Here is a 13,615-nt window from a genome sequence, read left to right on the forward strand (position 1 = left end):
GAAGGTTATGGATGTAAAAGGGAAAAATGTATTTATCACAGGTAGCACAAGAGGAATTGGCAAAGCGATGGCCTTAGCTTTTGCAAAAGCTGGAGCAAATATTATTTTGAATGGGCGCGGAGAGATTCCAAAAGAAAAGATAGAAGAAATTGAAGCATTCGGTGTAAAATGCGTAGGAGTTTCCGGCGATATCTCTGATTATGAGAAAGCAGGACAAATGATCAAAGAAACAGAAGAAAAGCTTGGATCGATCCATATCTTAGTAAACAATGCCGGAATCACAAATGACAAACTTGTGATGCGGATGGATGCAGAAGATTTCAAAAAATGTCTGGATATCAATTTGATCGGTACCTTCAATATGACGCAGCACGTTTTGAAAAAAATGATGAAACAGCGAGAAGGGGCCATCATCAATCTCTCTAGTGTATCTGGATTGATTGGAAATATCGGACAAGCAAATTATGCAGCTAGCAAAGCTGGTGTCGTAGGATTGACAAAATCGGTTGCACGAGAAGCTGCGACTAGAGGTATCACATGCAACGCCATTGCACCAGGATTCATCACAACTGATATGACGGAAGTTTTAGCAGATAAAGTCAAGGAGCAAGCGGAAAAGCAAATTCCAATGCAACGTTTCGGACAAGTAGAAGATGTTGCACAAACAGCAGTTTTCTTAGCACAAAATCCATATATCACCGGCCAAGTCATCAATGTCGATGGCGGATTGGTCATGCACGGATAAGAAAAGGAGAGCAAATAAATGAATCGAGTGGTAATTACTGGCTATGGAGTCACTTCACCTATTGGAAATGACGCAGACAGCTTTTTGAATAGCTTAAAAGAGGGTACGAATGGCATCGCACCAATCACTAAATTTGATGCTTCAGAAACAGGGATTACCTTAGCGGGTGAAGTCAAAGATTTCCCTTACGATAAATATTTTATTAAAAAAGATAGCAAACGAATGGATATGTTTTCGATCTATGGGATCTACGCTGCTTTAGAAGCAATGGAGATAAGCGGTTTAGATAAAGAAAAAATGAATCAAGACCGGTTTGGTGTCATCATCGGATCAGGAATCGGTGGTCTTCCGACAATCGAAAATCAAGTTATCCGTCTGCATGAAAAAGGCGCAAAACGAGTTTCTCCAATGTTCGTGCCAATGGCGATTGCCAACATGGCAGCTGGAAATATTGCTTTACGAGTAGGCGCAAAAGGTATCTGTACAGCTATCGTAACAGCTTGTGCTAGCGGAACGAATTCAATCGGTGAAGCATTCCGTAACATCAAACATGGCTATTCAGATGTCATTCTTGCTGGAGGAACAGAAGCAACGATTTGTGAGATGGGGATTGCTGGATTTGCAGCTTTAACTGCACTTTCGGAATCAACTGATCCTAATCGTGGTTCGATCCCGTTTGATGAAAATCGAAATGGTTTTGTGATGGGGGAAGGAGCAGGTGTTCTAGTTCTTGAATCTTTAGAGCATGCACAAGCTCGCGGTGCCAAAATCTATGGAGAAATCGTTGGATACGGTTCAAATTGTGATGCTTACCATATGACAGCCCCTACTCCAGATGGTTCTGGTGCGTCTAAAGCAATGAAGCTTGCGATGGAAGAAGCTGGTATACAGCCGGAGCAAGTTGGATATATCAATGCGCACGGAACGAGTACGCCAGCTAATGACCAGGCAGAAGCAAAAGCAATCCAACTCGCACTAGGTGAAAATTTCAGAGATACTTATGTCAGCAGTACGAAATCAATGACTGGACATTTATTGGGAGCAGCCGGCGGGATCGAAGCATTAGCCACTCTGATGGCATTGGAACATCAATTTATCCCACCTACGATCAATGTAGAAAAACAAGATCCTGAGATTGATTTGACAGTTGTCAAAAACGAAAGCAAACCTGCAAGCTTTACTTATGCAATGAGCAATTCATTAGGGTTTGGCGGACATAATGCGGTTCTTTGTATGAAACGCTGGGAGGAATAATTTTGGATATCAATGAAATTAGAGAATTAGTTAGTCAATTTGATCAATCTTCGCTAACGGAATTTGACTTGCGTGAAGGTCAATTTGAATTGTACATGAATAAAAATAAAACAAGTCGAGGCATGAATATGGTTCAAACAAACGAAACGTTGCCAGTTTCGGAGCCAGTTAACGCCATGCCTGAACAAGCAACAACTGTTCCAGAACCAACGAAGGAAAAAGAATCGGTAGTCTTTGATGGAATCGAGGTTGTTTCGCCAATCGTGGGAATCGTTTATCTGCAACCGGCACCAGACAAACCAGCTTTCAAAAAAGAAGGTGATCAAGTTGCCAAAGGAGAAGTTATCTGCATTATTGAAGCGATGAAACTAATGAATGAGATAACTAGTGAGGCCGACGGAGTAATCACAGAAATCCTTGTAGAAAACGAGTCAGTTGTTGAATATGGGCAGCCACTCTTTAGGATCCAGCCAAAATAAGCAAAGCAGGAAAGAGGGAAATAAATGAACATACAAGAAATCAAAGAAATTATTCCGCATCGTTATCCAATGCTTTTGATTGATCGAGTGGAAGAGATGGTTGAAGGAGAACGGATCATTGCTAAGAAAAATGTAACGATCAACGAGCCCTTTTTTCAAGGACATTTTCCAGAAGAGCCTGTTATGCCAGGGGTACTGATTGTTGAAGCAATGGCGCAAGCAGGAGCAGTCGCATTACTTTCTCTTGAACAGTTCAAGGGTAAAACGGCTTACTTCGGCGGATTAGACAAAGCAAAATTCCGTAAGAAAGTTACACCGGGCGATACCTTATATCTTGAAGTTGAGATATTGAAAGTGAAAGTCTCAGCCGGAATAGGCAAAGGAATCGCTAAGGTTGACGGTAAAAAAGTAGCCGAAGCGGAATTAACCTTTATGATTGGATAGGTGAAATATGTTTTCTAAAGTCTTGATAGCTAACCGTGGCGAAATCGCTGTGCGTATCATTCGTGCATGCCGCGAATTAGGGATCCAAACCGTAGCGATATATTCAGAGGCAGATGCCGAAGCACTTCATACACAGCTAGCAGATGAAGCAATCTGTATTGGTCCGGCAAAAGCGGTTGATTCATATCTGAATGTTCAAGAAGTACTGAGCGCTGCAATCGTAACAAAAGCTGAAGCAATTCATCCAGGTTTTGGATTTTTATCTGAAAATAGCCGGTTTGCCTCCATGTGTGAAGAGTGCAATATCACATTTATTGGTCCTAAAAGCGCAACAATTGATGCAATGGGGAATAAAATCAATGCGCGTCAATTGATGCAAGAAGCAAATGTCCCGGTCATCCCAGGAAGTACTGGTGTATTATCTACTGTAGAAGAAGCATTGGAAATAGCAGACAGGATCGGTTATCCAGTGATGCTGAAAGCAGCTGCAGGCGGTGGCGGGAAAGGCATTCGAAAAGTTCAATCAAAAGAAGAACTTCCACAGCATTTTTCTTCAGCTCAGCAAGAAGCAGCAGCGGCATTTGGAAATGATGATATGTATTTGGAAAAAATCATTTATCCTGCTCGCCATATAGAAGTTCAGATTTTAGGTGATCATTTTGGCAATGTCATTCATTTAGGTGAACGAGATTGTTCTTTGCAACGTAACAATCAAAAAGTACTGGAAGAATCTCCTTCTGTAGTGATCTCACAATCAAAAAGAGAAGCACTAGGAGACGCTGCTGTTCGAGCAGCTAAAGCAGTCAATTATGAAAATGCCGGAACGATCGAGTTTCTGATGGATGAAGCAGGCGATTTTTATTTCATGGAGATGAATACTCGAATCCAAGTGGAACATCCCATAACAGAAATGGTCACAGGGATCGATTTAGTAAAAAAACAGGTAGAGATAGCAGCCGGTGAGCCTTTGAATGTGCGTCAAGAAGAAGTAGTATTCCAAGGACACGCCATCGAGTGCCGAATCAATGCAGAAAATCCCGCTTTTCATTTTGCTCCTTCACCAGGGAAAATCCAAAACTTGCTACTTCCAGCAGGTGGGATGGGGTTGCGGGTAGACAGTGCGGTTTATCCAGGCTATACGATTCCGCCATATTATGATTCAATGATTGCGAAAATTATTGTCCATGGAAATACACGTTTTGAAGCATTGATGAAGATGCAGCGAGCCTTAAGTGAATTTATCACAGAAGGGATCATTACGAACGCAGAATTTCAGATGGATTTGATTAGTCATCCAGCAGTAATAGCAGGTGATTACAGCACAGCATTTTTACAAGAAGAATTTTTACCGAATTGGACACCAGAAACGGAGATAGGAGGCGCATAGATGGCTCTGTTTAAGAAAAAGAAATATATTCGGATCAATCCTAATAGAGAGAGCAAACCTGCTAACTCGCCATCTGTTCCCGATAACATGTGGGCGAAGTGTCCAAATTGCAAACATATTCTTTATACGAAAGACATCGGTGAAGAAAAAGTATGCCCCCATTGCGGATACGCTTTTCGAATCGGTGCATGGCAGCGTCTAGCTTTGATCATTGATGAAAAAAGTTTTGAAGAATGGGATACGGATCTTGTAACCGAAGATCCGCTAGCATTTCCTGAATATACGGAAAAAATAAAAAAAATGCAAGATAAAACGGGGCTTCATGAAGCAGTCCTCACTGGTAAAGCAACCATTCAGGGAATTCCCTTCATTATTGGAGTGATGGACCCCAATTTTATCATGGGAAGTATGGGCACGATTGTTGGAGAAAAAATCACTAGGTTATTCGAACGAGCAACAAAGGAAAAACTTCCAGTCGTTTTGTTCACGGCTTCAGGAGGCGCTCGGATGCAAGAAGGCATCTTTTCTCTGATGCAGATGGCGAAAATCTCTGCTGCTGTCAAACGGCACAGTAATGAAGGCCTTTTTTATCTAACTGTTTTGACAGACCCGACGACCGGAGGAGTAACTGCCAGTTTTGCAATGGAAGGTGATATCATTTTAGCAGAACCCCAAAGCTTGATTGGTTTTGCTGGAAGACGTGTCATCGAACAGACGATCAAGCAGGAACTTCCAGAAGATTTCCAAAAGGCCGAATTCTTATTGTCTCATGGTTTCGTCGATCAGATTGTTCCCCGCATGGAATTGAAGCAGAAAATCCATACGCTTCTTGAATTGCATACACAGAAAGGATGGATAGATCGTGGATAAAACAGCACATGATGTCGTTCAGTTAGCAAGAGCTAAAGAACGATGGACTAGCTTGGACTTTTTTGAAGAGATCTTCGATTCTTTCGAGGAATGCCATGGTGACCGTTTATTTGCAGATGACGAAGCGATTGTTGGTGGCATCGCTCGATTAGATGGCAAACCAGTAACAGTGATAGGTATTCAAAAAGGAAGGGATCTTCAGGAAAATATCCGCAGAAATTTTGGTTCTCCTCATCCTGAAGGCTATCGCAAAGCTTTACGACTGATGAAGCAAGCGGAAAAGTTCAATAGACCGGTGATTACATTGATCAATACAGCAGGTGCCTATTGCGGTATAGGAGCAGAAGAGCGTGGCGAGGGAGAAGCAATTGCCAAAAATCTGCTCGAAATGTCTGATTTAAAAGTACCAATCATCGCCGTCATCATTGGTGAAGGTGGAAGTGGCGGTGCCCTTGCTCTAGGTTTAGCGGATGAAGTCTGGATGTTAGAAGAAACGATCTATGCTGTGCTTTCCCCAGAAGGGTTTGCTTCGATTTTATGGAAAGACGGCAGTCGCGCTGCAGAAGCAGCCGAGTTGATGAAAATTACTGCACCAGAACTACGTGAGCTAGGGATCGTGGATCGAGTGATTCCTGAAACGTTCAACGGCGAGCAGTTGCCACGGCAAAAAGTCGCTCACATCATGAAAAAAGCGTTGATTGAAAAATTAACGGAACTTGTTCGATTCGACCAGCACGAACTATTGGAAAAACGATACAAGAGGTTCCGACAATATTAGGTGTTTAACAACTAAGCAAAGAGTAAAGAATGATTCTTGCTCGCTTAGTTGTTTTTTGTTTCTAAATTTTTATGTGATCAATCTTTATTTTTGGTCATTTTGTAAAGAAATGCTTTTTCTGAAAGAGGAACGAGTATAGAGGTAGTTTTTTTTGCTGATATGCAGTATAATACGGGGTTGAGGAGTACTTTATGTGCTCCTTCATTTTTTGCAGATGAGGAGACAACATGTTTTCAAATTACAAACCAACATGGATGGTAGAAGCCATCTATCAGATTACACCTGCCCAATTAAAGAATCTAGGCATTAAAGCAGTATTGACAGATTTAGACAATACGTTGATTGCATGGAATAATCCAGATGGAACAGAAGAGTTGCTTACTTGGATTTTAGAAATGAAAAATGCAGGAATCCCTGTTGTTGTTGTTTCAAACAATAATTCAAAACGTGTCGCGCGAGCGATTGAAAAATTTGATCTTTTGTATGTTGCACGAGCAATGAAACCTTTAGCAAGAGGGATCAACATAGCAAAGAAACAATTGGATTTAGCAGATGATGAGATAGTAATGGTAGGCGATCAGATCATGACTGATATACGTGGAGCCAACCGTGCAGGGATACGTAGCATCCTTGTAAAACCCATCATCGCAACAGATAGTTGGAAGACACAATTTAATCGTTTTTGGGAAAAAAGAATTATGGCCTATCTATTAGCAAAATACCCTGATATGGGCTGGCGAGGTGGAATCGAATGACAGAAGAATTACAATGTATCGGCTGTGGTGCCGTTATACAAACAAGCAAACCCGGTGAATTAGGATACACGCCGCAAACGGCTTTGGAAAAAGGGTTAGCTTCCGGGGAAGTCTATTGCCAGCGTTGTTTCAGATTACGCCATTATAATGAGATCCAAGATGTCTCATTGACGGATGACGACTTTTTACGCTTACTGAATGAATTAGGGCAAAAAGATGCATTGATTGTCAATGTGGTGGATATTTTTGACTTCAATGGTTCACTGATTCCAGGACTACACCGTTTTGTCGGTGATAATCCAGTACTTTTAGTGGGAAACAAAGTGGATATATTACCGAAATCATTGAAAAAACCTAAATTAACACAATGGATGAAGGAACGTGCTCACGAAGCAGGGATTCGTCCAGTAGATGTATTACTAACTAGTGCTAAGAAATCTCATGAGATGACGGAACTATTAGAAAAAATTGAAGAATACCGCGATGGACGGGATGTCTATATCGTCGGAGTAACAAACGTAGGGAAATCAACGCTTATCAATCAAATCATCAAAAATACAGCGGGAGTACAAGATGTGATCACAACCTCACAGTTTCCCGGAACGACCTTGGATAAAATCGAGATTCCTTTAGATGATGGACATTTTTTGATTGATACACCGGGGATCATCCATCGTCATCAAATGGCGCACTACTTAGGTAAAAAAGATTTGCGGATCATTGCCCCGTTAAAAGAAATCAAACCTAAAGTTTATCAGCTGAATGAAGGGCAAACACTTTTCTTGGGTGGACTTGCCAGATTTGATTTTATCAGCGGCAATCGTGCTTCATTTATTGCTTATGTGTCAAATGATGTAAATATTCATCGAACGAAACTGGAAAAAGCAGACGAATTTTATCAAAAACATGTAGGTGGATTATTACAGCCTCCTCGTCCTGATGAAGTCGAGGTATTTCCGGAGCTTGTTCGTTTTGAGTTTTCTGTGAAAGAAAAAACAGACATCGTTTTTGCCGGTCTAGGCTGGATCACTGTAACAGCGCCAGCAGTAATTGCGGGCTGGGCGCCAAAGGGTGTAGATGTATTGAAACGCAAAGCATTGATTTAAGGAAGAAGGAAAATTATGAGTTTAAGAGGAAAACAAAAGCGTTTTTTACGTAGCAAAGCGCATCATCTTCAGCCGATTTTTCAAATCGGTAAAGGTGGAATTAATTTAGCAATGATCGTCCAAATTGAAGAAGCTTTAGAAAAAAGAGAACTGATCAAAGTATCTCTACTTCAAAATACAGATGAGGTTGCAGAAGAAGCAGCTCAAGTATTAGAAAAAGAAATCGACTGTGAAATCGTCCAAATCATTGGACGAGTGATCGTATTATACAAACCTTCTACAAAAGAAAAGTATCAAAGGTTATCAAATGAAGTAAAAGCAATATAAGGAGTGACCATGATGAATACGCAAGCTAAGACATTTGTTCATTCACAACTATTTCCTAAAGAAATGCCTCAATTCTTAGAGAAGAAAAAGCAAGTAGGGATCCTAGGTGGAACGTTCAATCCCGTTCACCTTGCTCATTTAGTGATGGCTGAACAAGCTGGCCGGAATTTAGGTCTTGACCGCGTATTTTTAATGCCTTCTTATCAGCCGCCTCATGTTGATGAGAAAGAGACGATTGATGCAAAACACCGACTCAACATGTTGGAATTAGCGGTGGAAGACAACCCTTTTTTGCAGATTGAAACGATTGAATTAGCTCGTGGTGGGAAAAGCTACACCTATGATACGATGAAGGAATTGACACAAAACAATCCGGATACAGATTATTACTTTATTATCGGCGGGGATATGGTAGAATATTTGCCAAAATGGTATAAAATCGATGAGTTGACTTCGATGGTCAATTTTGTGGGCATACGTCGACCAGGTTACACAACAGATACGCCATATCCTGTGATTTGGGTAGATGTACCTGAAATCGACATCAGTTCCACAAAAATACGTCAAAAGATCAAAGAAGGCTGTTCTATCCGCTATCTTGTTCCAGATAAAGTAATTGATTATATCCAAAATGAAGGGTTGTATGAAGATGGACTATAGTAATGAATATACTGCTTATTCTAGAGAAAACCTGATGCAAAAAATACAGATGAGAATGAGCGAACAACGTTTCAAGCATGTGCTTGGAGTAGAAGAAACAGCTGTTGCTCTTGCCAAAAAATACGGTGCTTCTCCTGAAAAAGCTAGTATCGCTGCATTGACACACGATTATGCGAAAGAACGACCAGATGAGGAGTTCAAAATGGTGATCGTAAGAGACGGTTTTGATCCAGAATTATTGAATTATAATAATGCTATCTGGCATGGGCTTGTTGGTGCTTCATTTGTAGAACGGGAATTAGGAATCACTGATTCAGAGATTCTTCACGCGATACGAGTGCATACGACTGGCGCTGCTAAAATGAGTCTCCTGGACAAAATCATTTATGTAGCAGATTATATTGAACCAGGTCGGGATTTTCCTGGGGTGCAAGATGCACGGACAATTGCATGGGTTGATCTAGATGAAGCAGTAGCATTTGAAACAAAACATACGCTATCCCATCTACTTGCACAAGAACAACAGATTTATCCAAAAACAATCGAAACATATAATTACTGGGTAGCAAAAAAATAAGCCACTCAATATTAGGAGGAAATCATCATAGATAGTAAAGAACAATTAAAAATTGCGGTTAAAGCAGCAGATTCAAAACGGGCAGAAGACATTATCGCTTTAGACGTTCGAAATGTTTCCTTGTTAGCAGATTATTTCATGATCTGTTCAGCAAATAGTGAACGTCAAATCAACGCAATTACAGAAGAAATCATTGATAAAGAAGAAGAAAACAAATATGAAGTAAAACGTATTGAAGGAAAAGAAGGCGGAAAATGGGTATTGATCGACCTTGGAGATTTGATCGTACATGTTTTCCATGCGCCAGAACGAAGCTTCTATAATTTGGAAAAACTATGGTCAGATGCGCCGTTAGTCGATCTTAATGAATGGTTGGATTAACATGGCTTATGAAACATTTGCTTTCATTTACGATGAAGTGATGGACGAAATGCTTTACCAGCAGTGGTTAGCTTTTTCGAAACGTCATTTGCAAGAAGACACAAAAAATATTTTGGAACTGGCGTGCGGTACTGGAGCATTAGCGGTTGCCTTTGCAAAAGATGGATATGAAGTGACAGGGTTAGACCTTTCAGAAGAGATGTTGATGATCGCAAGCCAGCGAGCATATGAAGAAGACGCATCGATCCAACTTGTGGAAGGCAATATGCTCGATTTATCAGAAATCGGTCAATATCAAGCAATTACTTGTTTTTCTGATTCGTTGTGCTACATGAAAAATAGACAAGAGGTACAGCAAGTTTTTGATGAAGTCTATCAAGCGTTAGAAGAAAATGGCCGATTTTTATTTGACGTGCACTCCACCTATCAAGTAGACGAGGTTTTTCCAGAATATAGCTATCATTATCAAGGGGATAATTTTGCTTTTTTGTGGGATAGCTATCCAGGAAGTGAGAAACACAGCATCGAACATTTTCTGACTTTTTTCGTTGAGGAACCAGAAGGATCTGGGCGATTTATCCGTGAAGATGAACTACATGAAGAGCGTACCTATCCATTGGAAAGCTATTTAAGAATGTTGGAAAACAGTGGGTTTTCGAAAGTCGAAGCATTTTCTGATTTTACAGACGAAGCAGCATCAGAGAAATCAAAGCGCTGGTTCTTCGTAGCATACAAAGACTAGCAATTTTGCCTGCTCGAGTTAACAAGAAAAAGAATAAATCTTCAACATAAATTATATATCCGAACGATATAGGCATTGCTCTTGCGGTGCAGCTTTTCTTCGCAGAAGTATTGTGTTTGCGAGAATAGTTTATATAGTTCGGGTATTTTTTCTGATTTTTGACTTTTCCTTACTTGTTTCTAGTGTTTTTTTATCGATAAACTATGAAGGAGGACGGACATGAAAAGCTGCGGGATTATCGTAGAGTACAATCCATTTCACAATGGACATCGCTATCATGCTGAAATGGCACGAAAAACAACAGGAGCAGAGGTCGTCATTGCTGTAATGAGCGGGAATTTTTTGCAACGAGGCGAACCGGCTATCATCGATAAATGGCATCGTGCGAATGAAGCTTTGCAAAATGGTGTGGATTTAGTAGTAGAGCTTCCTGTCGAATGGGCGGTTCAGTCAGCTGATTATTTTGCCAAAGGTGCAGTGAAAATCTTGCAAGCATTGGACTGTGACAGTTTGTGTTTTGGAACAGAAGAAGAGACCTCGTTTGACTATGGTAGTTTCGGCCGATTTGTTCAACAGAATCAAGATAAGATAGAAGAGTCTTTTCACGAACTGTCTGATCAAACGTATAGTTATCCGCAAAAAATGACTGCAGTTTTTCGCAGTCTGTATCCCGATATTGCGCTTGATTTTTCTTCACCCAATCATATTTTAGGATTAAGTTATGCAAAAGAAAATGCTAAGTATATCCACCCTATGGAGTTACATCCGATCCAGCGTAAAAGTGCAGGCTATCATGAAAAAACAATCAAAGATCAAACAATAGCCAGTGCAACAGCCATTCGCCATGCGTTAGAAAAAGGAAAAAGGATCGCTGGACTTGTGCCATTTCAGACAGAAGAAGATCTTTCCACTTGTTCGTTACAGACTTGGGAATCCTATTGGCCGTATTTGCGTTATCGGTTGTTATCTTCTACTTTGATGGAATTGACAGATATCTATCAGATGACCGAAGGAATAGAAACTCGCATGAAGACAGCAGCTGCAACAGCTAACGGTTTTGCGGATTTTGTGTCAAAAGTAAAAACAAAGAGATATACATGGACGCGGATCCAAAGATTATCTTGTTATGTCTTGCTGAATATCAAAAAGCAAGAGATTCCTATCCAACAAAATAAAAACTATCTTCGACTACTTGGATTTACCGATGCTGGAAGAAGATTCTTAAAAGAAAAAAAAGAGATTTCTATTTATTCCCGAATCGGAAAAAAAGAGGCACAAGAAGCGGAACTGTTAGTTAGAAGTGATCAAATCTATCAATTGGGAGGCAATATTCCAGAACAGAATTTCGGACAAATCCCAATCCAAGTATAGACCTTTGACTGAAAATGAGAAGAATGAAGGAAGAAAGAAAAAAAGCTTCACAGAATCGTGATTCACAAGTATAATGGAACAGGACGTTTTTGCGTTATGAAACTATCAAATCAGAAAGCGAAGTGAAAATATGGGACGTAAATGGGCAAATATCGTAGCAAAGAAAACTGCTAAAGATGCTAATAATAGCCGGATTTATGCAAAATTTGGGATTGAAATCTACGCGGCAGCAAAATCAGGTGATCCTGATCCGCATGCAAACCAAAAACTACGTTTCGTCATTGATCGCGCTAAAACTTATAATGTACCAAAACATATTATTGACCGAGCAATCGAAAAAGCAAAAGGTGCAGGAGATGAAACATACTCTGAATTACGTTATGAAGGATTTGGACCAAGTGGCTCAATGGTGATCGTTGATACATTGACAAACAATGTGAATCGAACAGCAGCAGACGTACGAGCAGCATTTGGGAAAAATGGCGGGAACATGGGTGTTTCTGGAGCAGTTTCTTATATGTTTGACAATACAGCGATCTTTGCATTTGCAGGAGAAGACGCTGATGAGATCCTTGAATATCTAATGGAAAAAGACATCGACGTTCGTGATGTGATGGAAGAAGATGGACAAATCATCGTTTACGGTGAAGTAGCGGATTTCCATAGTATCCAAGAAGCATTAAAAGAAAAAGGAATCACTGATTTTTCAATTGCTGAGATCCAAATGATTCCTCAAACCGAAGTTACATTATCTTCAGAAGACCAAGAAACATTTGAAAAAATGATTGATGCGCTAGAAGATCTAGAGGATGTACAGCATGTGTTCCATAATGTGGCATTAGAAGACTAAGCAATCAGTTTTTTAACGAAAAGTATTCAGTCTTTTTCAAAAAGCAGGACAATCTCACTAACAGATTGTCTTGTTTTTTTGTGTGATTTATTTTCTATTCTAATTCAACCTGTGGTATGATGAGAGCATAAGTATCATATGAAATGATATGAAGTATGTGGAAGATGGACGGGGAAGAATATGGAAGCAAAAATCACTTTAGAACCTTTTGAACGTATCTTAAGCGGTTACCGCAAAGTAGAAGAGTTAGCAGTGAATGTAACTGATTGTTCAAAATTAGCGCAAAAATACGCAAGATTCGGCGTTGAAGGCTATCGATTAGGAAACTATGTCGGTACAGGGTATCTGAACCGTTATTTAGAGTGTATGGTGGACCGCGCACCAATGCTGATTTATAGACAAAAATATTTGATTCCGCTGCTTTTTCGTCGTTCTGATTCAGCCTTTCGGTTATTTGAAGAAGAGTATCGGATGGAGGCTTTCTTTCTACTATTGGAGTGGAGCTTAAAGCATCATCCTGAAAAAATTCTCATCGAAAGAAATGAGAAGATAGATACGAAAAAAAATAAAGTGGTCGATAGTGCATACCTAGCATTTCGTGTATCAGAGATTTTGGATTGTGGGGGTTATCCAATCAGCAATTTCCAATCAATCGATCAGTTCATTGAATGGAACCGAATTTACCGATTGATCGACAATGGCGGTATTGGACGTCATAGCAAGGTATTTGACCCAGAATATCCAGAAAACATGGAAGAACTGAAAATGATTATTTCGCTTGTCAAATTAAAATATCCTGAAACAGATTTGGATTTATATATAGAATAAATGATAGAATTACTTTTTCTGCAATTATTGCTGTAACTAAAAAGACAACTGCTAACATTAA

Annotated in this window: 17 protein-coding genes; all 17 read left to right on the top strand. The window is 40.0% G+C overall.

Annotation, left to right across the window (positions count from 1 at the left end; translation table 11 throughout):
• Positions 1 to 7: 7 nt before the first annotated feature.
• The 17 genes from fabG (at position 8) to HMPREF2988_RS12920 (ending at position 13,554) form a co-directional block, all read left to right on the top strand.
• The gene (gene fabG, locus HMPREF2988_RS12840) at positions 8 to 745 is read left to right on the top strand and encodes a 3-oxoacyl-[acyl-carrier-protein] reductase (RefSeq protein ID WP_070770762.1); all 738 of its coding nucleotides are present in this window, start codon (positions 8 to 10) and stop codon (positions 743 to 745) included.
• 18 nt (positions 746 to 763) lie between these two features.
• On the top strand, positions 764 to 1,999 hold the full coding sequence (gene fabF / locus HMPREF2988_RS12845; RefSeq protein ID WP_002344091.1) for a beta-ketoacyl-ACP synthase II: 1,236 nt from the start codon (positions 764 to 766) through the stop codon (positions 1,997 to 1,999).
• Positions 2,000 to 2,001: 2 nt separating this feature from the next.
• Positions 2,002 to 2,478, top strand: coding sequence for an acetyl-CoA carboxylase biotin carboxyl carrier protein (gene accB, locus HMPREF2988_RS12850; RefSeq protein ID WP_002341278.1), 477 nt, complete (start codon positions 2,002 to 2,004; stop codon positions 2,476 to 2,478).
• Between the two features lie 24 nt (positions 2,479 to 2,502).
• Entirely contained in the window at positions 2,503 to 2,922 is a 420-nt protein-coding gene (gene fabZ / locus HMPREF2988_RS12855) for a 3-hydroxyacyl-ACP dehydratase FabZ (RefSeq protein WP_070770763.1), read from the top strand.
• 7 nt (positions 2,923 to 2,929) lie between these two features.
• A complete protein-coding gene (locus tag HMPREF2988_RS12860) occupies positions 2,930 to 4,309 on the top strand; it encodes an acetyl-CoA carboxylase biotin carboxylase subunit (protein ID WP_070770764.1) in 1,380 nt (459 codons plus the stop codon).
• Positions 4,310 to 5,179 (top strand): acetyl-CoA carboxylase, carboxyltransferase subunit beta, encoded by an 870-nt coding sequence (accD, locus tag HMPREF2988_RS12865; RefSeq protein ID WP_002310370.1) that lies wholly within the window; start codon positions 4,310 to 4,312, stop codon positions 5,177 to 5,179.
• Positions 5,172 to 5,957, top strand: coding sequence for an acetyl-CoA carboxylase carboxyl transferase subunit alpha (locus tag HMPREF2988_RS12870; RefSeq protein ID WP_002310372.1), 786 nt, complete (start codon positions 5,172 to 5,174; stop codon positions 5,955 to 5,957). The genes accD and HMPREF2988_RS12870 overlap by 8 nt, the downstream gene beginning before the upstream one ends.
• Positions 5,958 to 6,184: 227 nt before the next feature.
• Positions 6,185 to 6,712, top strand: a complete 528-nt coding sequence (locus tag HMPREF2988_RS12875) for a YqeG family HAD IIIA-type phosphatase (protein ID WP_002310373.1) — start codon at positions 6,185 to 6,187, stop codon at positions 6,710 to 6,712.
• Positions 6,709 to 7,818 (top strand): ribosome biogenesis GTPase YqeH, encoded by a 1,110-nt coding sequence (gene yqeH, locus HMPREF2988_RS12880; protein WP_070770765.1) that lies wholly within the window; start codon positions 6,709 to 6,711, stop codon positions 7,816 to 7,818. Before HMPREF2988_RS12875 ends, yqeH begins: the two co-directional genes overlap by 4 nt.
• A 15-nt stretch (positions 7,819 to 7,833) precedes the next feature.
• Positions 7,834 to 8,145: a ribosome assembly RNA-binding protein YhbY gene (gene yhbY / locus HMPREF2988_RS12885; protein WP_070770766.1), complete on the top strand. Its 312-nt coding sequence runs from the start codon at positions 7,834 to 7,836 to the stop codon at positions 8,143 to 8,145.
• A 9-nt stretch (positions 8,146 to 8,154) separates the two neighbouring features.
• Positions 8,155 to 8,805, top strand: a complete 651-nt coding sequence (locus tag HMPREF2988_RS12890; protein WP_002316969.1) for a nicotinate-nucleotide adenylyltransferase — start codon at positions 8,155 to 8,157, stop codon at positions 8,803 to 8,805.
• Complete coding sequence (gene yqeK, locus HMPREF2988_RS12895) at positions 8,789 to 9,382, top strand: bis(5'-nucleosyl)-tetraphosphatase (symmetrical) YqeK (RefSeq protein WP_002314176.1); 594 nt, start codon at positions 8,789 to 8,791, stop codon at positions 9,380 to 9,382. The genes HMPREF2988_RS12890 and yqeK overlap by 17 nt, the downstream gene beginning before the upstream one ends.
• Positions 9,383 to 9,403: 21 nt before the next feature.
• Positions 9,404 to 9,763: a ribosome silencing factor gene (rsfS, locus tag HMPREF2988_RS12900; protein WP_079997869.1), complete on the top strand. Its 360-nt coding sequence runs from the start codon at positions 9,404 to 9,406 to the stop codon at positions 9,761 to 9,763.
• A 1-nt stretch (position 9,764) separates the two neighbouring features.
• Complete coding sequence (locus tag HMPREF2988_RS12905) at positions 9,765 to 10,505, top strand: class I SAM-dependent DNA methyltransferase (protein WP_047927211.1); 741 nt, start codon at positions 9,765 to 9,767, stop codon at positions 10,503 to 10,505.
• Positions 10,506 to 10,724: 219 nt separating this feature from the next.
• A complete protein-coding gene (locus HMPREF2988_RS12910; RefSeq protein ID WP_002314174.1) occupies positions 10,725 to 11,876 on the top strand; it encodes a nucleotidyltransferase in 1,152 nt (383 codons plus the stop codon).
• Between the two features lie 130 nt (positions 11,877 to 12,006).
• The gene (locus tag HMPREF2988_RS12915; protein ID WP_002290860.1) at positions 12,007 to 12,726 is read left to right on the top strand and encodes a YebC/PmpR family DNA-binding transcriptional regulator; all 720 of its coding nucleotides are present in this window, start codon (positions 12,007 to 12,009) and stop codon (positions 12,724 to 12,726) included.
• A gap of 180 nt (positions 12,727 to 12,906) precedes the next feature.
• Positions 12,907 to 13,554: a hypothetical protein gene (locus HMPREF2988_RS12920; protein WP_002290861.1), complete on the top strand. Its 648-nt coding sequence runs from the start codon at positions 12,907 to 12,909 to the stop codon at positions 13,552 to 13,554.
• Positions 13,555 to 13,615: the final 61 nt, after the last annotated feature.

Source organism: Enterococcus sp. HMSC061C05 (assembly GCF_001814765.1).
GTDB lineage: Bacteria > Bacillota > Bacilli > Lactobacillales > Enterococcaceae > Enterococcus_B > Enterococcus_B lactis.

Bases quoted from the DNA above. Each gene is read 5' to 3' on its own strand.
- fabG (WP_070770762.1), top strand. From the start codon at position 8: ATGGATGTAAAAGGGAAAAATGTATTTATCACAGGTAGCACAAGAGGA.
- fabF (WP_002344091.1), top strand. From the start codon at position 764: ATGAATCGAGTGGTAATTACTGGCTATGGAGTCACTTCACCTATTGGA.
- fabZ (WP_070770763.1), top strand. From the start codon at position 2,503: ATGAACATACAAGAAATCAAAGAAATTATTCCGCATCGTTATCCAATG.
- HMPREF2988_RS12860 (WP_070770764.1), top strand. From the start codon at position 2,930: ATGTTTTCTAAAGTCTTGATAGCTAACCGTGGCGAAATCGCTGTGCGT.
- accD (WP_002310370.1), top strand. From the start codon at position 4,310: ATGGCTCTGTTTAAGAAAAAGAAATATATTCGGATCAATCCTAATAGA.
- HMPREF2988_RS12875 (WP_002310373.1), top strand. From the start codon at position 6,185: ATGTTTTCAAATTACAAACCAACATGGATGGTAGAAGCCATCTATCAG.
- yqeH (WP_070770765.1), top strand. From the start codon at position 6,709: ATGACAGAAGAATTACAATGTATCGGCTGTGGTGCCGTTATACAAACA.
- yhbY (WP_070770766.1), top strand. From the start codon at position 7,834: ATGAGTTTAAGAGGAAAACAAAAGCGTTTTTTACGTAGCAAAGCGCAT.
- HMPREF2988_RS12890 (WP_002316969.1), top strand. From the start codon at position 8,155: ATGATGAATACGCAAGCTAAGACATTTGTTCATTCACAACTATTTCCT.
- yqeK (WP_002314176.1), top strand. From the start codon at position 8,789: ATGAAGATGGACTATAGTAATGAATATACTGCTTATTCTAGAGAAAAC.
- HMPREF2988_RS12905 (WP_047927211.1), top strand. From the start codon at position 9,765: ATGGCTTATGAAACATTTGCTTTCATTTACGATGAAGTGATGGACGAA.
- HMPREF2988_RS12910 (WP_002314174.1), top strand. From the start codon at position 10,725: ATGAAAAGCTGCGGGATTATCGTAGAGTACAATCCATTTCACAATGGA.
- HMPREF2988_RS12915 (WP_002290860.1), top strand. From the start codon at position 12,007: ATGGGACGTAAATGGGCAAATATCGTAGCAAAGAAAACTGCTAAAGAT.
- HMPREF2988_RS12920 (WP_002290861.1), top strand. From the start codon at position 12,907: ATGGAAGCAAAAATCACTTTAGAACCTTTTGAACGTATCTTAAGCGGT.